Here is a 19,736-nt window from a genome sequence, read left to right on the forward strand (position 1 = left end):
CCGACACGCTCACTCGACGGCAGGTGGGCGGCCCGCCGGTCGAACGGTGGGCGGCGGGTGAGGCAGCCCAGCGCCCTGCCAGGCGGTAGCGCCCTGCCAGGCGGTGGGGTTGGGCGTGCTAGCTGGATTGTTCAGCCGGGGCGTGGGTGGGTGCGTGCCAGTTGGGGGCGTGCAGCAGGTGGGTGACGAAGAGCCTGGTGGTGGCGGTGGGCGAGGGAGCCGTGGTCGCGTGCCAGGGGCGATCGAGGGGGGTGTCGGGGGCGTCGATGATGGCCAGGCGGCCGGAGGTGAGCTCATCGTTGATCGCATCGCGCGAGACCAGGGCGGCGCCCAAGCCGGCCGCCGCCCCCGCGATGACCGCGCCGTTGGAGCCGAGCACGAGTTGCGGCGGTTCGGCTCCGTGGTCGGCCAGGTAGGACTCGGCGGTGGCGCGGGTTCCGGACCCCGGCTCGCGCATGACCCACGGTGTGGTTCCGAGTGAGAACGTTTCCGCGAGGGCGGGTGCGGCCACCACGACCAGGTCGTTCGGCCGCGTCGCCAGTACTTGCGAAGGCACACCCGCAGGCGGTCGGCCGCCCAGGACGAGGTCGGCGTCATGGTCGGCCAGCCGCCGCCACAACTGGCGGCTGGGGCCGACCTCCAGGGCCAGCTCGACGCCGGGCCAGCGGTCCCGGAAGCCCGCGAGGAGCTCGGGCAGGATCTGGTCGGCCGCGGTCGTGACGGCTGCCAGCCGGAGAGAGCCCCGCGCCGGATCGGCCTCGCCGCGCGCCGCCGCCCGGCCCTGTTCGAGGAGCCCCAGCACCTGCCGCGCGTAACCGGCGTACACCGAGCCCGCCGGGGTCAGCGCCACCCCGCGCCCGGCCCGCTGGACCAGGGGAACGCCCAGGTCACGGGCCAGTGCCGTGATCGCCGACGACACCGCCGACTCCGTCACGTACAACCGCTGCGCCGCCGCCCGTACCGACCCGGTCTCCGCCAGCGCGAGCAGCGACCGCAACCTGGATTCAGTCATCGCTCAAGCCTCACCGCGAAACACTTGATGGACACGGCAAGTATCGCCGGGCACGCTCGAAACGTCCACGGACACGCGGCGGGCCGCCCCGTCCCCTGGGTTGTCGCCCTTTCGGGACGGCCCGCCGCCGGAGAAGCAGGAGCGGCGATGAGCGAGGGCAGATGGTCGGCGGGCGTGATCCCGTACGCCGAGATGGGCTACTGGCGGCCGGACTACGAGCCGAAGGACAGCGACATCCTCGCCGCCTTCCGGATCACGCCGCAGCCGGGCGTGCCGCCGGAGGAGGCGGGCGCGGCGGTGGCGGGCGAGTCGTCCACCGCCACCTGGACGGTGGTGTGGACCGATCGGCTGACCTCGTACGAGAACTACCAGGCCAAGTGCTACCGCGTGGAGCCCGTGCCAGGTAAGGAAGGGGAGTTCATCGCCTACATCGCGTACGACCTCGATCTCTTCGAGGAGGGGTCGATCGCGAACCTGACGTCGTCCATCATCGGGAACGTCTTCGGGTTCAAGGCGCTGAAGGCCCTCCGGCTGGAGGACATGCGCATATCGACGCATTACGTGAAGACGTTCCAGGGGCCGGCGCACGGCATCGTCATGGAACGCGAGCACCTCAACAAGTTCGGCCGTCCGCTGCTCGGCGCGACCGTGAAGCCCAAGCTGGGGCTGTCGGCGCGCAACTACGGCCGGGTCGTGTACGAGGCGTTGCGCGGCGGGCTCGACTTCACCAAGGACGACGAGAACATCAACTCGCAGCCGTTCATGCGCTGGCGCGACCGGTTCCTGTTCTGCATGGAGGCCGTCGGCAAGGCGCAGGCGGCCACAGGGGAGATCAAGGGCCACTACCTCAACGTCACCGCCGCGACGATGGAGGACATGTACGAGCGGGCCGAGTTCGCCAAGGAGCTCGGCAGCGTCATCGTCATGATCGACCTGACCGTCGGCTACACCGCGATCCAGTCGATGGCCAAGTGGGCCCGGGCCAACGGGATGCTCCTGCACCTGCACCGCGCTGGGCACTCCACGTACACCCGCCAGAAGACCCACGGCGTCAGCTTCCGCGTCATCGCCAAGTGGATGCGGCTCGCCGGGGTCGACCACATCCACGCGGGGACGGTCGTCGGCAAGCTGGAGGGCGATCCCAACAGCGTCGCCGGCTTCTACGACACGCTCCGCCTGGACAAGATCGCGGCAGACCCGGTCAAGGGGCTGTACTTCGACCAGGAGTGGGCCTCGATGCCGGGCACGATGCCGGTGGCGTCGGGCGGCATCCACGCCGGGCAGATGCACCAGCTCCTGCATTACCTCGGCGAGGACGTGATCCTGCAGTTCGGCGGCGGGACGATCGGCCACCCGATGGGCATCGCCGCCGGCGCCGCCGCCAACCGCGTCGCCCTGGAGGCGATGATCAAGGCGCGTAACGAGGGCCGCGACTTCCTGGCCGAGGGCACCGAGATCCTGCGAGCCGCCGCCAAGCACAGCCGCGAACTGGACGTGGCCCTGTCCACCTGGGGCGACATCACCTTCACCTACGAATCCACGGACACCCCCGACGTCGTCGAGACAGCAGTGTTTTCTCCGACCCCCTGAAGGGGGCCCACCCCCAACCTCGGAGCATTTGATGAGGATCACCCAGGGAACGTTCTCGTACCTCCCGGATCTGACCGACGACGAGATCTCCGCGCAGATCACGTACGCGCTGGGGAACGGCTGGCCGTGCTCGGTCGAGTTCACCGACGACCCGCATCCGCGCAACTCGTACTGGGAGATGTGGGGGCTGCCGATGTTCGACATGAGCGACGCGGCCGCGGTGCTGTACGAGGTCAACGAGTGTCGCCGCGCCTACCCGAACCTCTATGTCCGGTTGACCGCCTACGACGCCCGTTATGGCCGGCAGACCACGGCCCTGTCGTTCCTCGTCCAGCGTCCGCAGGAGGAGCCCGGCTTCCGGTTGGACCGTGAGGAGACCAGCGACCGCCGCGTCCGCGTCCGCATCCATCCGTACGCACTCGACCGTCCCCAAGGCGACCGTTACGCGTAGCGAGGGGGGTGAGCAACTGCGAGGTCCAGGCCTCGCAGTTGTTCATAGGAGGGATCCCTATGAACGAACGACCTGGGTTCGGCATGCGACACGTTGGGAACGGTTCACACGAATCGTCCGAGGACTGTTCCCCGGCGTCCCCTTCCGCTGAGGCAGACGCCGGGGAACCCCTCAGGCCGGACGCGCGCGTCGATCTGGCCCAGGAGCGCAAGAACTCGCAGGCCGACGAGGTCCTGGACGCCCTCGACGAGGAGCTCGTCGGGCTCCTCCCCGTCAAGACCCGGATCAGGGAGATCGCCGCGCTGCTCCTCATCGATCGCCTGCGTTCCCGCTTCGGGATCGTGTCCGGGCGGCCCAACCTCCACATGTGCTTCACCGGCAGCCCCGGGACCGGCAAGACGACGGTCGCGGTCCGGCTGGCCGAACTCCTCCACCGGTTCGGCTACATCCGGCGCGGCCACTTGGTCTCGGTGACCCGCGACGACCTGGTCGGGCAGTACGTGGGCCACACGGCACCCAAGACCAAAGAGGTCCTCAAGAGAGCGATGGGCGGCGTCCTCTTCATCGACGAGGCGTACTACCTCTACCGGGCCGAGAACGAGCGCGACTACGGCCAGGAGGCCATCGAGATCCTCCTCCAGGTCATGGAGAACCAGCGTGACGATCTGGTCGTCGTCCTGGCCGGTTACAAGGACCGCATGGACTCGTTCTTCGCGTCCAATCCCGGCATGAGCTCCCGCATCGCACATCACATCGACTTCCCCGACTATTCGACCGAGGAGCTGGAGGCGATCGGGCACCTGATGCTCGAACGTGAGGGCTACACCCTCGCCCCCGACACCGTCCCGGTCTTCCGTGAGTACCTGGAACGCCGCCGTGACCAGCCACGTTTCGCCAACGCCCGCTCGGTCCGGAACGCAATCGAACGGGCCCGGCTGCGGCACGCCAACCGGCTCCTGGCCGACGGGACGCCGGTCGGGCGCCCTGAGCTGACCACACTGCGCCCCGGGGACTTCCTCGCCAGCCGGGTTTTCACACTGCGATAGTGATCACACTCGAACGAGGGATGGTCCTTCCCATGTCCTAGTGTTGAGACATCGACATGAAGATGTGGGGGAGACGGTGCAAAACCCTGAGGACCTGTACGAGCTGGACGCCGACCTGCCGGAGATGTCCGGGCCGGTGCTCCTCCACAGCCTCGACGGCTTCGTGGACGCGGGGTCCACGGGCGAGCTCGTGCGCGAGCACCTCCTCGACTCCTTCGAACACCGCGTGGTGGCCCGGTTCGACGTGGACTCGCTGATCGACTACCGGGCCCGCCGGCCGATGATGACCTACGACCGCGATCACTGGGCCGCCTACGAGGCCCCCGAGCTGGTCGTCCATCTGATGCGGGATGAGGCCGGGAGCCCGTTCCTGCTGCTGACCGGCCCCGAGCCCGACCGCCTCTGGGAGGGCTTCACCGCCTCGGTGCGGTCGCTGGTGGAAAAGCTGGGCGTCAGCCTGGTGGTCGGTTTCCACGGCATCCCGATGGGCGTCCCGCACACCCGCCCGGTCGGCCTGACCTCGCACGCCACCCGGCCCGAGCTGATCAACCGTTCGTCCTGGTTCGACAAGGTCCAGGTGCCGGGGAGCGCCGCCGGCCTGATCGAGCTCCGGCTCGGCGAGTCCGGCCACGACGCGGTCGGCTTCGCCGTCCACGTGCCGCACTACCTGGCCCAGTCCGCCTACCCGGCCGCCGCCGTGGCGGCCCTGGAGGCCGTCGTCAACGCGACCGGGCTGGTGCTCCCGGCGGACGCCCTCCGCGAGGCCGCGGCCAAGACCGACGCCGAGATCGCCGAGCAGGTCACCGGCAACGAAGAGGTCGAGAAGGTCGTCAAGGCCCTGGAGCAGCAGTACGACGCGTTCGCCGGCGCCGCCGAACGCGAAAACCTCCTCGCCGAAGACCAGAACATGCCCACCGCCGAGGAGCTGGGCGCGCAGTTCGAGCGCTTCCTGGCCGAGCAGGACGGCCCCGACCAGCAGTCCTGAGGGGGCCATCGCGCGCCGCTGTGGGTGGATAGGCGCCTTTTACCGTTTCGCGTACGGCCCCTCAGACCGGGTACGCTTGCCCGGTCGCCGGGGACGAATCCCCGGTTCAGGGCGCGTAGCTCAGGGGTAGAGCTCTCGGCTTACAACCGAGCGGTCGGCGGTTCGAAACCGTCCGCGCCCACGAGCTGGCTCTCGGTGGTCGCCGCCTTCGGAGCGGCTTCCCCGAGGGCCGCTGTGTTTTTCCCGAGGGCGACCCCCGGGCCAGCCCTTGGTGGAGGTCTTCGCCAAGGGCCGTTGCGCTGCCCGGGAAGCGGCCGGAATTCGGATGGTGTGACCGGTCTCTCATTGTTGTTCGCCCAGGTCAGATGGCGTTTTACATGGCGTTCACATGTGGGCAACAGGTCCGAAATGCCGAATTGTCACTCTTCTTCGTGGCCGACTCAGGGAGGCCGGAATGCTCAGGTCGGCTGCGACGAAAGGGACTGACGTTGACCTACAAGGCCGAGTACATCTGGATCGACGGCACCGAGCCCAGTGCGCGGCTCCGCTCGAAGACGAAGGTCCTCGCCGACGGTGCCCCGCTGCCGGACTGGGGCTTCGACGGCTCCAGCACCAACCAGGCACCCGGTGACAACTCGGACTGCGTGCTCAAGCCGGTCTTCTCGTGTCCTGACCCGATCCGCGGCGGCGACAACAAGCTGGTGCTGTGCGAGGTCTACCACGTGGACGGCAGCCCGCACCCGACCAACAACCGGGCCAAGCTGCTCCCGGTCGCGGAGAAGTTCGCCGACCAGGAATCCTGGTTCGGCATCGAGCAGGAGTACACCTTCTTCCAGGAAGGCCGTCCGCTCGGCTTCCCCGCGGTGGGATTCCCCGCTCCGCAGGGCCCGTACTACTGCGGTGTCGGCGCGGACGAGGTGTTCGGGCGCGAGATCGTCGAGAAGCACCTGGACGCCTGCATCGAGGCGGGCCTGCAGATCTCCGGCATCAACGCCGAGGTCATGCCCGGCCAGTGGGAGTTCCAGATCGGCCCGGCCGGCCCGGTCGAGGTCGCCGACCACCTGTGGGTGGCCCGCTGGCTGCTCTACCGCATCGCCGAGGAGTTCGACGTCGCGGCCACCCTGGACGCCAAGCCGGCCAAGGGTGACTGGAACGGCGCGGGCGCGCACACCAACTTCTCCACCAGGGCCATGCGCGAGGGCTACGACGCGATCGTCACCGCCTGCGAGGCGCTGGGTGCCGAGGGCAAGGTCGCGGAGCACATCGCCGGCTACGGTCACGGCATCGAGGAGCGCCTGACCGGCCAGCACGAGACCGCCCCGCACGACGTCTACAGCTATGGCGTCTCCGACCGCGGCGCCTCGGTGCGCATCCCGTGGCAGGTCGAGGTGGAGAAGAAGGGCTACATCGAGGACCGTCGGCCCAACGCCAACATCGACCCGTACAACGTGACCAGGCTGCTGGTCGGCACCTGCTGCTCCGCGCTGGAGAAGGCAGACCAGGTCTGATCAAGGCCTCCTGAGACAGAGGGGATTCCCGGGGCGGGGCGCTTCCGGGGTCCCCTCTTTCATGTCTCGAAGCAGGAACTTTACGTGGTCATGCCTATGCCATCAGGAACCCCCGGACATAATCTCCGAACAATTTGGCGGGACCTGATCACTGGAGAAAAGCATGACCATAAAGGGATGGCAGCGGGCCGTCGTCATCGTGGGCGTCAGTGCCGCCTCGATGTCGCCGGGCATCGCGGCGGTCGCCGATGAGACGCCCTCTGTGCCCACCGATGTGGCACCTTCCGTGCCGCTCGCCGCGGCGCCCCAGGATGGTGGCGGACAAAAGCTCCCACCGGGCTATTTCATTCATGGAGCCACTCTCTACAACGCCCAGAAAATGCCCGTCGCATTGCCCCAAGGATGGGTCATCCACGCGGGTGTGATCTATGACGCGGACGGCGAGGTCGCCGCCATCTCCTACAAACCGTCCACGAACGCCGCGGCTCCGCTGAGCGGCACGGCCCCAGGTGGCGAAGCCGACGGACGGTGCGAGGAGGACGACAGCAAGAGCGTTCTCGGCGGCCTCGTCGGCGATCTCTTCTGTTTCATGGGCGATCTCACGGAGGCGGTCTTCGGGCCGGACGGCATGATCGGGCTCGAGCCGGACGAGCCCGAGAGCGAACTCCAGGTCGACCCGGTCGCCCCGGGGAGCGTGCCCCAGACCGGCTCGTTCGAGCCCCAGACCGACCAGACCGGCCAGGTCAGCCAAGCCGAGCCCGAGAGCGAGCTCCAGCTCGACTGAACCGGATCCCTTCATGGCCGCCCCATCGCGTCCGCGTGGTGGGGCGGCCTCATGAACGGCGGGCCTGCGTGACGTCGAACGCGGCGGCGGCCAGCGCCAGCACCGGGAAGACGACCTGGCCGGGCAGCCGGTAGACCGCACGTTCCGTCTGCTCGATCAGACCGGCGCCGGAGAGCGCCTTGAGATGGTGGTAGAGCTGGCCGGTCGAGTTGAGCTCCAGCTCCGACTGCAGCTCGTTCACCGTGCGAGGCCCGGTCAGCAGCAGCCGCAGCACCTCGAACCGGGCGGGATGGCCGGCGGCCTGCAGCACGGCGGCCAGCGGGCCCGCCGGGAGTTTGAGCAGCTCGCCGGGGCTGCGGACCACTTCCCATGTCCACTCGTATCCGCCCAGGCGCGCGTCGCCGCCGTACCGCAGCTGGCCGGTGCCGTCGGCCACCGCGCGCCCGGGCGGCACGGATGGGCCGGACAGCCGCGCTTCGAGCTCAGCCACGCGGGTTTCGAGCGCGCTCAGCCGATCATCTGTCGTGGACATTCCCCCACGGTAGCCAGCAATTCCGTAATTGCGAAAGCTTCCAGGGCCCAGGCGTGCGGCCGGGTGCCGCGAAGCGTGGCGAATAACGACAAATTGGGGAACGAGGGGGAGTTTTCCCGAACGGTCCCGGGTAGCACTCTCTCGTCGCACCGGGGGGAGGGGACATGGGTGAGACGCCGTTCGGGCCGTCCTTCGATGGCCGTCTGCCGGGGAACAGCCGCGGCCGGCAGGTTCCCCGTTCACGTCCGCGGGCCTGGCAACGATCCTTCCGTTGCCGGACGTCGATCCCGCCCGCTGGAGTCCTCCCGATGAGAAGGTTCGACGAGTTCGTCGCGCTGCACGAGTCCCTGACGGCCCGGCCGGACGTCGATCTCCGCCGCCTGTGGGCCTGCGGCCTGGGCACCGCGTTCGTCGCCGCCGGGATGGCGTTCACCTGGACGCTCGTCCTGCGCGGCCTCTTCGGCATACCCGTCCCGGCCGGCGGCAGCGACCTGGGGCCCGGACTCGCGGCGGGCACCTATGCCGCGTGCGCCGCCATGGTGGCGTTCCAGGCCACGGCGCTGCTGCACGTGCTCAGCGCGGTGGCGGCACGGCCCGTCCGCGCGTTCTGCTGGATCGCCGGCCTCGCCGTGTTGATCATGTCGTTCCTGCCGCTCACGCTGCGCGGCTCGTTCGACGTCGCCGTGGTCACCGGCGGTCTCAACCTCGCAGGCGGGTCCATCATCATCGCCCTGCTGGCGACGGTCACCGCCATCTCGCTGCGCCGGCGGAAGCCGCCCCCGCCACCGTCGCCACCCCGTCCGCCCCTGCTGCCGGGCGGCTGGTGACCTGGCCGCCCCGGGATCACGGGACCACGGTCACCGGCCACCTGCCCGCCCTGACCAGACGCACCGCCACGGAGCCGACCAGCCGGTGGCCCGCCTGAGCCGAGGCGCCGACCACCACCGCGTCGGCCTTCCGCTCGTCGGCGATACGGGCCAGCACCTGGTACGGATCGCCCTGCTCGGTGATGAACTCGTAGCGGACGGCGGCCCGCTGGGCGGCCCGTTCGAGCTCCTCACGCAGTTCCGCGGCGACCTGCTCACCCGCCTCGTGTATCGCCGCCGCGCCTCCCGGCGTGAGGGTCGACAGCGTGGCCAGGGGCGAGACCTGCACCAGGACGAGCTGCGCGTCGCTGCGCCGGGCCAGTCCCCAGGCGTACGCGGCGGCGCGCAGGGAGGTCTCCGAGCCGTCCACGCCCGTGACGATCACCCGCGGTCCATCGGTTCCCAGCTCGAACGACGCCTCGCTCATGTGATCACCTCGAAGGCCAGCGTATGCCCGAGCTCTTTCCGATTTTCACCCGGTCAGACCCGGGTGAAGCGGGAGAGCAGGTCGTCCAGCCGCACCGAGCCCATGGTGAGCGCCGCGTACATCTCGTCGGGCTCGGTGTAACCCAGATCCCTGGCCACCGCCAGGGAGTCGCCGTGGGCCTCGGCGGTCAGCAGGTCCATCTTGCGGCCGGCGAGAGCCAGGACGAGGCGCCGCCGCCCGGCGACCGCGGCCTCTTCGGCGCGTTGTCTGGCGAGCCACTGCTGGATGTGGACCCGCGCCGGTGCGGTGACCGCGAACCCCAGCCAGTCGCCGGAGGGCTCGCTGTCGGGGTCGGTGAGGATCTCCACCACGTTCCCGCTGCGCATCTCGGCCGACAGGGCGGCGAGCCTGCCGTTGACGAGCGCGCCGATGCTGCGGTCGCCGGTCTCGGTGCCCACCGCGTACGCGAAGTCGAGTGCGGTCGCTCCCGCGGGCAGCGTGACGACCTCGCCGGACGTCGTGAACACCGCGACGTTCCCCGACGCCAGGTCGGCGCGCAGGCCGGCGAGGAACTCCGCCGACGGCACATCCGACTGCCAGGCCAGCAGGCGGCTGAGCCACACCAGGTCGCGGCGGCCCGCGACCGTGTCGGCGGTGGCCACGCCGTTGCGGGCGTCGCGGATGTGCGCCACGATCCCGTACTCGGCCACCGGATGCATGGCGCGGCTGCGGATGATGACGTCGAACAGGTCGCCGTCCGTGCTGATCACGCGGGTGTGCAGCGACTGGTACAGGTTGGCCTTGGGCAGGGCGATGAAGTCCTTCACCCGCCCCTGCACCGGGTGCAGGGCCGCGTGCACCGCACCGAGGGCGATGTAGCAGTCCTGGTCGTCGCCGTCGACGAGGAGCAGCAGGCGGGCCGCCTCGTTCGGGCGCAGGCCCGCGACATCGCCGCCCCGCTCGCGGTGCACCGCGTACGCATGCCGCGGGCGGATCTCGACCCGGCCTCGGATCCGCTGCTCGCCGAGGGCGGTCCGCAGCCGTGCCAGCGTGGGGCCGAAGGCGGCGCCGGTGCCGGCCAGCGCGGATCTGAGGGCTTGGGCGGCCTCCGCGTAGTGCTCGGGGGCGCGCGCCGCGAAGGCGAGGTCGTCCATCTCCCGCTTGAGCACGTGGATCCCCAGGCGTTCGGCGAACGGCACCAGCAGTTCGAGCGAGGCCTCCGCGTACCGCACCCGTTTGTGCGGCGGCTGGTAGCGCAGGGTGCGCAGATTGTGCAGCCGGTCGGCGAGTTTGATCACCAACACCCGCAGGTCGGCTGCGGCCGACAGCACGATCTTGCGGAACGTCTCGGCCTCGGCGCGCTCGCCCCATTTCCCGCCGTCCAGCTTGGTGACGCCGTCGACCAGGACAGCGACCTCCTCGCCGAAGTCCGCCCGTACCTCGCCGATCGTGTACGGGGTGTCCTCGACGGTGTCGTGCAGGAGCGCGGCCAGCAGCGTCGTCGAGTCCAGCCCCATGCCCGCGAGGATGATGGCCACCGCCAGCGGGTGGGTGATGTAGGGCGCGCCTGACTTGCGCAGCTGGCCCCGGTGAAGGCGCTCCGCGACCTCGTACCCGCGCAGCAGCTCGGCCTCGTCGCCCGCCGGGGAGGCGGACCGGTGCGCGGCCAGCAACGGTGCCATCGCGGACCGGCTGGAGCCGGAACGCCACGGGTTGAGGGTCGTCATCACGTACCCACCTGGCAGCCGGCCCGTAGCGTGACTGCTACGGGGTGTGATCGTCATTATGTGCGACGTCCCGGCCGGGATGGAACGCCGGGTCCCTGGCCGGATTTCGCACCCCGTCAGCAATGACCGGCCGGTCGTTCCACCCGCTACTTTCGGTCGGGGGCGTCAAGACGATTTAACACGCGCTTCACGGGTGGATGATATGAGTCTCGGTGAAACCGGTGTACAAAATACTTGAAAGAGGAGAACGCCTTTGATCCTTCCCGAATGGAGATGTTGAAAACGCAATGATTCCCTCCCCTCGGAGCCTGCGAGCCGCCGCGTCCAACGTGACCCACAAACTGTTGTACGGGCATGTCGCCGACCTGCGCCCGATGTCCACGGTCATGGTCGACGACGGCTCCAAGCGCTCGGTCCACCGCTACCGGTCTCCCGAGGGGGTCGTTCCGGCCGGCCCGCCGGTGCTGTTCGTGCCGCCGCTGGCCGCGCCCGCCCGCTGCTATGACCTCCGCCGCGGGTGCAGCCTCGCCGAGCACGTGGTCAACGCGGGCCGGCTCAGCTACCTGCTGGACTACGGCCCGATCGGCTACGCCGACCGTGACCTGGGCTTCGAGGAATGGGTCGGGGAGATCCTGCCGGGCGCGGTCCGCACGGTCAGCGAGGACGCCGGCGGGCAGCCCGTACAGCTGGTGGGCTGGTGCCTCGGAGGTCTCTTCTCGCTGCTCGCGGCGGCCGATGATCCGGAGTTGCCGATCGCCTCGGTGGCTGCCATCGCCACTCCGGTCGACATCCGGCGGGTGCGCCTCGCCGCGCCTCTGCGCCCGCTCTCGTGGGCCACCAGGGGCATGGAGGTGAACGTCGTCAACGCGCTGTTCGGGGGAGTGCCTCAACCACTGGTCAAGCGTGCTTATCAACTCATCGGTCTGGACAAATACGTGCTGCGTCCTTACGCTGTCCTGACCAATCTCAACAATGTTGAGTTTCTCGCCCAGATCGAAGCGGTCGATCACTTCACCAACACCATGCTCGCCTATCCGGGCCGCACGTTCGAGCAGCTTTACTCGGCCCTATTGCGGGAGAACGCTCTGATGGCGGACGGGATCGAGGTCGGCGGCCGCCGCATCCACCTCAGCGACGTCCGGGTGCCGGTACTGGCCATCGCCGGCCGCAGCGACGCCCTGGCGCCCGCCAAGTCGGTCCACCCGCTCACCCGCCTCCTCTCCGGAGCCGAGCAGGTCCGCTTCGAAACCGCCCCCGGCGGCCACCTCGGCGTCCTCACCGGCCGGTCGGCCCGCTCCACCACCTGGTCCCACCTGGACCGCTGGCTGGACGAAGGCATCGTCCGGCACGGCATCCGCCCGTCCCGCCGAGAGGTCCTCCCCGTCTGACCGGGGTCGCGGGGCCTGGGGTCGTGGGGTCGCGGGGGCGCGGGGTCAACGAACTCCCAAGGGAGCCTCTGGAGCCTGCAATCGGCACCACCCGGGGTGTGTCACCTGAGTGATCCTAAAGTCACTGACCGTATTGTTGCCCGGCGTCGCGGGCCCATGCCCGTGACCCAGCGTCGCGGGCCCGTGCCCGTGACCCAGCAGCAACGACCCCCGGACAGAGGGGGGCACGGCAGGGGTTTCTAGCCGCGCCGGCCAGAAGGGTCATCTGGGTGCGCGGACGTCGGGGGGCGTGGATGACGGCTGACAAGGGCCAGACCGGACCGGACGTGCGGGGCCGTGCGCAGGCCGAGATCATCGGAATCGGCCCGTTCGGCCGGCCGGCGCCCCAGTTGGTGGCGGCCGTCGCCCGGGCCGGCGGGCTCGGTGTGCTCGACCTCGGCCTGGACCGTGACCGGGCCTGGTCCGCCCTCGCCGATGTCTGCCGCTGGTGGAAGGGGACCTTCGGGGTCCGGGTGCCAGCCGGTTGCGGAGTGCACCCCGAGGACCTTCCCGACGCCGTCGACACGGTCGTGATGGACGCGGTGGTCCAGAACGCGGCGGCCCAGAACGCGGCGGCCCAGAACGCGGCGGAAGGCGACCCGGCGGCGTACGCCAAGGGACGCAGGCTGCTGATCGAGGTCGTGGACCCGGAGGACGTGGTCACGGCCCTGCGGTTTCCCGGCGTGTCGGGGCTCATCGCCCGCGGCTGCGAGGCCGGTGGACGGGTCGGGGAGCTGACCACGTTCGTCCTCCTCCAGCGGCTGCTCGCCGACGCGCGGGTCAACGTGCCGGTCTACGCGGCCGGGGGGATCGGGCCGCACACGGCCGCGGCCGCCATGGCGGGCGGCGCGGCGGGCGTGGTACTCGACGTCCAGTTCGCGCTGGTGCGGGAGATGGATCTCCCTGCGGATGTCGCGAGCGCGCTGGCCGCGATGGACGGCAGCGAGACGAAGGTCGTTCGCCGGCACCGGGTCTACACGCGGCCGGACCTCCCCGACATCGACCTGGACGGGCTCGACCTGGCCGGGATCAATGCCCGCCTGGGGGCGACGGGACTGCGGCACCAGCTGCTGCCCGTCGGCCAGGACGGTGCCCTGGCCGCAGCGCTGGCACGGCGCTACAAGACGGCGGGCGGCGTCGTGCAGGCCGTACGGGAGCAGATCGCCGTGCACATCCGCGCCGCCGTCCGCGCCAAACCGCTGGCTCCGAGGAACAACCCGCCGGGTTCCCCCATCACCCGCGACTACCCGGTCGTCCAGGGGCCGATGACGCGGGTCAGTGACCGGTCCGCGTTCGCCGCCGCGATCGCGCAGGACGGCGGCCTGCCGTTCCTGGCGCTCGCCCTCATGGGCGGCGACGAGGTGCGCCAGTTGCTCCTTGAGACCGCCGAGCGGCTCGGTGACCGGCCCTGGGGCGTGGGCATCCTCGGCTTCGCTCCGCCTGGGCTGCGGGAGGCGCAGCTCGCCGCGGTGCACGAGGTCAAGCCGCCCTACGCGTTGATCGCAGGCGGCAGGCCACCCCAGTCGGCCCCGCTGGAAGAGGCCGGGATCAGCACGTACCTGCACGTCCCTTCGCCGGGACTGCTGGAGCGTTTCCTGAGCGAGGGCGCCCGGAAGTTCGTGTTCGAGGGGCTGGAATGCGGCGGCCATGTCGGGCCGCGCGCCAGCTTCCCGCTCTGGGACGCGCAGATCGACCGGCTGCTGACCTTCGCCGCCGAGAACCCCGAAGCCGCCGCCGAGATGTCGGTGCTGTTCGCGGGCGGCATCCATGACGAACGCTCGGCCGCCATGGTCTCCGCGCTGGCGGGCCCGCTGGCCGAGCACGGCGCCGACATCCGCGTCCTGATGGGCACCGCGTACCTGTTCACGTACGAAGCGGTCGCGGCGGGGGCGATCCTGCCGGGCTTCCAGCGCGCCGCCATCGAGTGCGACAGGACCACGCTGCTGGAGACTTCGCCCGGCCACGCGACCCGATGCGCGCGGACGCCCTATGTGCAGGAGTTCGAGGAGGCCAGGCGCGAGCTGGAGGCCGCCGGCGCCGGTCGCAAGGAGATGTGGGCCAAGCTGGAGGAGCTCAACCTCGGCAGGCTGCGCATCGCCGCCAGGGGACTGCGCCGCGCGGGCGCCCAAGGCGACCTGGAGTCGGTCGAGGCCGGCGAGCAGCACCGCGACGGCATGTACATGATCGGCCAGGTGGCCGCGCTGCGTTCGGCCACCACCAGCATCACCGGCCTGCACGAGCAGGTGACGACCGGGGCGACCTCCTTCCTCGCGGCGCGGGCGGTCACGCTCGGCATCGAGCCGGGGGACGCGGAGCCGGCGGTGGCGGCGGCTCCCGCGGACATCGCGATCGTCGGCATGGGTTGTGTCTTTCCCGGGGCCCGCGACCTGGACGAGTACTGGGCCAACATCATCGGCGGAGTGGACGCGGTCACCGAGGTTCCCCCCGAACGCTGGGACCCGGAGGTCTACTACGACCCGGCGGCAGGACGGCACGACTCGGGCACCAAGACCCCGTCGAAGTGGGGCGGCTTCCTGCCCGACATCCCGTTCGACGCCTACGCCTACGGCATCCCGCCCACTTCGCTCGCCAGCGTCGAGCCGATGCAGCTGCTGTCGCTGGAGGTGGCGGCGCGGGCGCTGGCCGACGCGGGCTACGCCGACCGGGCATTCGACCGTTCCCGGACCTCGGTCTTCTTCGGAGCCGAGGCGGGCACCGATCTCGGCACCGCCTACAGCGCCCGCGCCATCCTTCCCAAGTACTTCGGAGAGGTACCCGAGGGGCTGGACGCGCAGTTGCCGAGGCTGACCGAGGACTCGTTCCCCGGCGTGCTCACCAACGTGATCGCCGGCCGCATCGCCAACCGGCTCAATCTCGGCGGCGCCACCTACACCGTCGACGCGGCCTGCGCGGCGTCGCTGGCCGCGCTCGACGCCGCCTGCAAGGAACTCGTCGCCGGAACGAGCGACATGGTGCTGTGCGGCGGAGCCGACCTGCACAACGGGATCTACGACTACCTGCTCTTCTCGTCGGTGCACACGCTGTCGCCCAGCGGCCGGTGCGCCACGTTCGACGCGGACGCCGACGGCATCGCGCTGGGGGAGGGCGTCGCGTGCGTGGTGCTCAAGCGGCTGGCGGACGCCGAACGCGACGGGGACCGGATCTACGCGGTCATCAAGTCCGTGGCGGCGTCCAGCGACGGCCGTTCGCTCGGGCTCACCGCGCCCCGCGTCGAGGGCCAGCGGCTCGCGCTGCGACGCGCGTACGAGCGAGCCGGGATCTCCCCCGCGGACGTCGGCCTCGTCGAGGCCCACGGCACCGGCACGGAGGTCGGCGACCGCACCGAGCTGACCACGCTGACCGAGACGTTCATGGAGGCCGGTGCCGAGCCGGGCAGCGTCACGCTGGGCTCGGTCAAATCGCAGATCGGCCACACCAAGTGCGCCGCCGGCCTGGCCGGGCTCATCAAGACCGCGTACGCGCTGCACACCGGCGTGCTGCCCGGCACCCTGCACCTCAAGAAGCCGTCGAAGGCCTGGGACGCCGTCACCAGCCCGTTCGCCTTCGGCGGCGGTGCCCGGCCGTGGGCCGCCGCACCGGCGGAACGGTACGCGGGCCTGAGCGGCTTCGGCTTCGGCGGCTCCAACTTCCACGCGGTTCTCTCGGGGTATGACGGCGCTCCCGAGCCGGTCGCCGGGCTCGCGGAGTGGCCCGCGGAGCTGTTCCTGATCCGCGGCGCCGATCGCACCGCCGCCCGCGCCGAACTGGACCGCCTCGGCGCCCTGCTCGACACCGGCGGGGTGCGGCTGCGCGATCTCGCCCGTACGTTCGCCGCAGGGCAGGGGCCGGTGCAGGTGGCGCTGGTCGCGACGAGCCTGGACGACCTGCGCGGCAAGCTCGACGCGGCGCTCGACCGGCGTTCCGCGCCCGGTGTCTTCATGCCGGAGAACGATGAGCGGGATCCCGGCCAGGTCGCGTTCCTCTATCCGGGGCAGGGCAGCCAGCGGCCGGGCATGTTCGCCGATCTCTTCGTGGCCTTCCCGCGGTTGCAGCGCCTCCTGCGTGCCGGTGAAGAGGGTGGGGCCGGCAGCCGTTACGCGCGGGCGATGTTCCCGCCCGCCGCGTTCACCCCGGCGGAGAAAGAGCGGCAGCGCGCGGCGATCACCGACACCCGGGTCGCCCAGCCCGCGCTGGGCATCGCCGGTATGGCCGCGCACAAGCTCCTCACCGAGCTGGGGGTGCGGCCCGACCTGGCCGGCGGGCACAGCTATGGCGAGCTGGTCGCGCTCTGCGCCGCGGGGGTCTTCAACGAAGACGACCTGGTCGCGCTGAGCGCCGCGCGCGCCGACGCCATCCTCGCCGCGGCCGGCGCCGAGGGCGGCGGTGGCCACGGTGATCCGGGCGCGATGGCGGCCGTGACCGCGACCCTGCCGGACGTACGGGCCGCGCTCGCGGGCGTCTCGGGGATCGTGGTCGCCAACCACAACGCACCCCGCCAAGTGGTGATCTCGGGCTCCACCGCGGCGCTCGAAACCGCTCTGGGCGTGCTTGACGCTCACGGCATCGCAGCCAAGAGGCTCCCGGTCGCCTGTGCGTTCCACAGCCCGCTCGTCGCGGGGGCGGCGGCCGCCATGCGCGCCGAACTGGCCGGGCGCGACCTGCGTTCGCCGGCCTTCCCGGTGTGGTCGAACACCACTGCCGCGCCGTACGGCGCCGAGCCGGCCTCGCTGCGCGCCACGCTCGCCGGGCAGGTCGCCGCGCCGGTCCGGTTCGTCGACCAGATCGAGGCGATGTACGCGGCGGGCGCGCGGGTGTTCGTGGAGGCCGGGCCGGGCCGGGTCCTGACCCGGCTCGTCGGGGCGATCCTCGGCGACCGGCCGCACACCGCCGTCAACGTGGACACCCCCGGCGAGAACGGGCTCGAACGGCTGCTGGAGGCCCTGGCCCGCCTTGCCGTGGCAGGAGTCCCGGTCGACCCGCTGCCGCTCTTCACCGGGCGCGGCGCGCGGCCGGTGTCGGCGGCCGACGGCCGCAAGACCCCGAGCTGGACCGTCAACGGACATCTCGTCCGCACCGCCGACGGCGGATATCTGACCAACGCGCTGCGTCCCGCCGAGCGGGTCGCGCTCCCCTCAGGAGGAACCATGGGTGCCGACCCCGGTCCCGATCCCGCTCCCAATCCCGCCCCGAGCATGTCCGAGGCCGCGGTCCTGGAATACCTGCGGACCAGCCGCGAGCTCGTCGCCGCCCAGCGCGACGTCGTTCTCGGTTTCCTCGGCATGGCCACCCCGTCGGTGGCTCCGAAGCCCGTTACGGCGCCGGTCCCGGCACCCCGCGCGGTGCACGCGGGCGAGGTACTGTCCCCGCCCGCCGCCGGGTCCGCGCCCACCACGGCGGCAGGCAAGGCCGAGACCGCCACGCCCGAGGACGGTGCCGGCAAGCACGCGCGGGCCGCGGAGCCGGAGGCCGCCCGGCTCGGTCCGGACGAGATCCGCGCGGCGGTGCTCTCGATCATCGGTGCCCGCACCGGCTATCCCGAGGACATGCTCGGCACCGACCTGGACCTGGAGGCGGACCTGTCCATCGACTCCATCAAGCGCACCGAGATCATCGGGGAGCTGGCGGAGCGGGTGGGCCTGACCACCGCAGGGGTTCGGCTGGCCGAGCCGGTCGTCGAGGAACTCGCCCGGATCAGGACGATCGGTGAGATCGTCGCGTGGATCTGCGGTCACCTGGGCATCGGCGACGGCGCGGAGAAGGCCGCACCTCCCGCACCTGCTGCACCTCCCGCGCCTGTCGCACCTCCTGCGCCCGCCGTGCCTGCCCAACCTGGCCCACCTGCCGTGTTCGCTCCACCTGCCGTGCCTGCCCAACCTGGCGCTCCGAGCGAACGAGACGTACGGGCCCTGCCGGTCGTGGGCCCGCCGCTTCGGCAGATCGTCCGTATGAGGGATCTGCCCGCGCTGCCTCTTCCGGCGCAAGTGTCGTTCGCCGGGAAGCGGTTCGTGATCGTCGATGACGGTTGCGGCATCGCGCTGGAGCTGGCCGACCTGCTGGAGCAGCGGGGCGCCCAGGTGAGCACCCCGCTGGAGCCCGAGGGGCCCTGCGACGGGCTCGTCCACCTCGCCGCGCTGCGGCCCGGCGGCGGTCCCGTGCTGCCCGGCGCGTACGGCGGCATCCGCGACGTGCTGCTCGGCGGCGGCCTGCGCTGGCTGGTGCTGGCGAGCGGCTCGGGCGGCACGTTCGGGCGCCGCTTCGACGGCAGCGGCATCGGCGACCCGAGCGCCGGGGCGGGTCTGCGCGGCCTGGCCCGCACGATCGCGCAGGAGTACCCGGACGTCCTCGTCCGCGCGCTGGACGTCGACGCCAAGGACACCCCGCGCGCGGTGGCGCAGCGGATCCTCGCCGAGATGCTCGTCGCCGACTCGCCGGTCGACGTCGGTCACGACGGCGACAACCGCCACACGCTGACGGTCACACCGGCCGAGCTCCCCGTTCCCGTGATGAACGGAGCGGCCGGCGCAGCGGCACACGGACTGGACCTCGGACCGGACGGCGTGGTGCTGCTCACCGGCGGCGCCCGCGGGATCACCGCGCGGGTGGCCCTCGAACTCGCCCGCACCACCGGCTGCCATCTGGAGCTGGTCGGCCGGACGCTTGAGCCGCGCCCGGCGGAGGACCCGGCGATCGCCGGTGCCAACGACGAGATGTCGCTGCGCCGTGCACTGGCCGCGCAGGGCGGCCGCGCACCCGCTGAGATCGAGGTGATGATCCGCCGGATCCTCGCCGAGCGGGAGGTGCGCGCCGTGCTGGAGACGATGCGCGGTCCCGCCGCGTCCGTCCGCTACCACGCGCTGGACGTCCGCGATCCGCAGGCCGTGCGCGCCATCGTCGAGGACGTCTACGCCCGGCACGGCCGCCTCGACGGCGTCATCCACGGGGCCGGGCTCCTGGAGGACCGGCTCGTCCGCGACAAGGTGCCCGAGTCGTTCGCCCGGGTCTACCGCACCAAGGTGGACGGGGCCTCCGCACTGGCCGCCGCGGTCCGTCCGGACCTGCGCTTCTTCGTGGTCTTCGGCAGCATCGCCGGCGTCTACGGCAATCGTGGCCAGGCCGACTACGCGGCCGCCAACGACGCCTGCGGCACCCTCGCCCAGGTCTGGCGCACCAAACTGCGCGGCAAGGTCCTGGTGGCCGACTGGGGCCCGTGGGCGGGCGGCGGCATGGTCTCGCCCGAGCTCGCCCGCGAGTACGCGCGGCGCGGCCTCGCGCTGATCGAGCCGGACGCCGGGGTGGCCGCGCTGCTGCGTGAGATCGCGTACGGCGACGAGGTGCAGGTCGTCCTCACCGGGACGGCCGCCCGATGACCGTGAGCGGAGCG

At 71.2% G+C, this 19,736-nt stretch carries 13 protein-coding genes and 1 tRNA gene; 10 read left to right on the forward strand and 4 right to left on the reverse strand.

The genetic code is table 11. The annotated features are described in order from the left end of the window. Positions 1-118: 118 nt before the first annotated feature. A complete protein-coding gene (locus ACH34W_RS24870; RefSeq protein ID WP_395963418.1) occupies positions 119-1,012 on the reverse strand; it encodes a LysR family transcriptional regulator in 894 nt (297 codons plus the stop codon). Positions 1,013-1,159: 147 nt separating this feature from the next. Between ACH34W_RS24870 and ACH34W_RS24875 the strand changes: the two genes are divergently transcribed. The 7 genes from ACH34W_RS24875 (at position 1,160) to ACH34W_RS24905 (ending at position 7,376) form a co-directional block, all read left to right on the forward strand. Next, complete coding sequence (locus tag ACH34W_RS24875) at positions 1,160-2,602, forward strand: form I ribulose bisphosphate carboxylase large subunit (protein WP_395963419.1); 1,443 nt, start codon at positions 1,160-1,162, stop codon at positions 2,600-2,602. 31 nt (positions 2,603-2,633) lie between these two features. Then, positions 2,634-3,053 carry a ribulose bisphosphate carboxylase small subunit gene (locus tag ACH34W_RS24880; RefSeq protein WP_395963420.1) on the forward strand — a complete coding sequence of 140 codons (420 nt, stop codon included), beginning with the start codon at positions 2,634-2,636 and terminating at the stop codon, positions 3,051-3,053. A gap of 59 nt (positions 3,054-3,112) precedes the next feature. Continuing rightward, on the forward strand, positions 3,113-4,099 hold the full coding sequence (gene cbbX / locus ACH34W_RS24885; RefSeq protein WP_395963421.1) for a CbbX protein: 987 nt from the start codon (positions 3,113-3,115) through the stop codon (positions 4,097-4,099). A gap of 76 nt (positions 4,100-4,175) precedes the next feature. Then, the gene (locus tag ACH34W_RS24890) at positions 4,176-5,084 is read left to right on the forward strand and encodes a proteasome assembly chaperone family protein (protein WP_395963422.1); all 909 of its coding nucleotides are present in this window, start codon (positions 4,176-4,178) and stop codon (positions 5,082-5,084) included. A gap of 109 nt (positions 5,085-5,193) precedes the next feature. Next, positions 5,194-5,265, forward strand: a tRNA-Val gene (locus ACH34W_RS24895). A 307-nt stretch (positions 5,266-5,572) separates the two neighbouring features. Then, positions 5,573-6,592, forward strand: a complete 1,020-nt coding sequence (glnII, locus tag ACH34W_RS24900) for a glutamine synthetase (protein ID WP_395963423.1) — start codon at positions 5,573-5,575, stop codon at positions 6,590-6,592. Positions 6,593-6,755: 163 nt separating this feature from the next. Continuing rightward, a complete protein-coding gene (locus ACH34W_RS24905; protein ID WP_395963424.1) occupies positions 6,756-7,376 on the forward strand; it encodes a hypothetical protein in 621 nt (206 codons plus the stop codon). Between the two features lie 49 nt (positions 7,377-7,425). Here the strand turns inward: ACH34W_RS24905 and ACH34W_RS24910 are convergent, their stop codons facing one another. Further along, a complete protein-coding gene (locus tag ACH34W_RS24910) occupies positions 7,426-7,908 on the reverse strand; it encodes an ArsR/SmtB family transcription factor (RefSeq protein WP_395963425.1) in 483 nt (160 codons plus the stop codon). Between the two features lie 308 nt (positions 7,909-8,216). Between ACH34W_RS24910 and ACH34W_RS24915 the strand changes: the two genes are divergently transcribed. Beyond that, positions 8,217-8,735: a DUF6069 family protein gene (locus ACH34W_RS24915; RefSeq protein WP_395963426.1), complete on the forward strand. Its 519-nt coding sequence runs from the start codon at positions 8,217-8,219 to the stop codon at positions 8,733-8,735. 16 nt (positions 8,736-8,751) lie between these two features. Here the strand turns inward: ACH34W_RS24915 and ACH34W_RS24920 are convergent, their stop codons facing one another. Beyond that, positions 8,752-9,201, reverse strand: a complete 450-nt coding sequence (locus ACH34W_RS24920; protein ID WP_395963427.1) for a universal stress protein — start codon at positions 9,199-9,201, stop codon at positions 8,752-8,754. Positions 9,202-9,254: 53 nt separating this feature from the next. Continuing rightward, positions 9,255-10,928: a RelA/SpoT family protein gene (locus ACH34W_RS24925; protein WP_395963428.1), complete on the reverse strand. Its 1,674-nt coding sequence runs from the start codon at positions 10,926-10,928 to the stop codon at positions 9,255-9,257. 287 nt (positions 10,929-11,215) lie between these two features. Here ACH34W_RS24925 and ACH34W_RS24930 point away from each other — a divergent pair, with 287 nt between their 5' ends. Together ACH34W_RS24930 and ACH34W_RS24935 are read left to right on the forward strand one after the other, a co-directional pair. After that, positions 11,216-12,316, forward strand: a complete 1,101-nt coding sequence (locus ACH34W_RS24930) for an alpha/beta fold hydrolase (protein ID WP_395963429.1) — start codon at positions 11,216-11,218, stop codon at positions 12,314-12,316. Positions 12,317-12,609: 293 nt separating this feature from the next. Then, positions 12,610-19,722 carry an SDR family NAD(P)-dependent oxidoreductase gene (locus tag ACH34W_RS24935; protein WP_395963430.1) on the forward strand — a complete coding sequence of 2,371 codons (7,113 nt, stop codon included), beginning with the start codon at positions 12,610-12,612 and terminating at the stop codon, positions 19,720-19,722. Positions 19,723-19,736 lie beyond the last annotated feature (14 nt).

It is taken from the genome of Actinomadura sp. 6N118, from assembly GCF_044326415.1.
Lineage (GTDB): Bacteria > Actinomycetota > Actinomycetes > Streptosporangiales > Streptosporangiaceae > Spirillospora.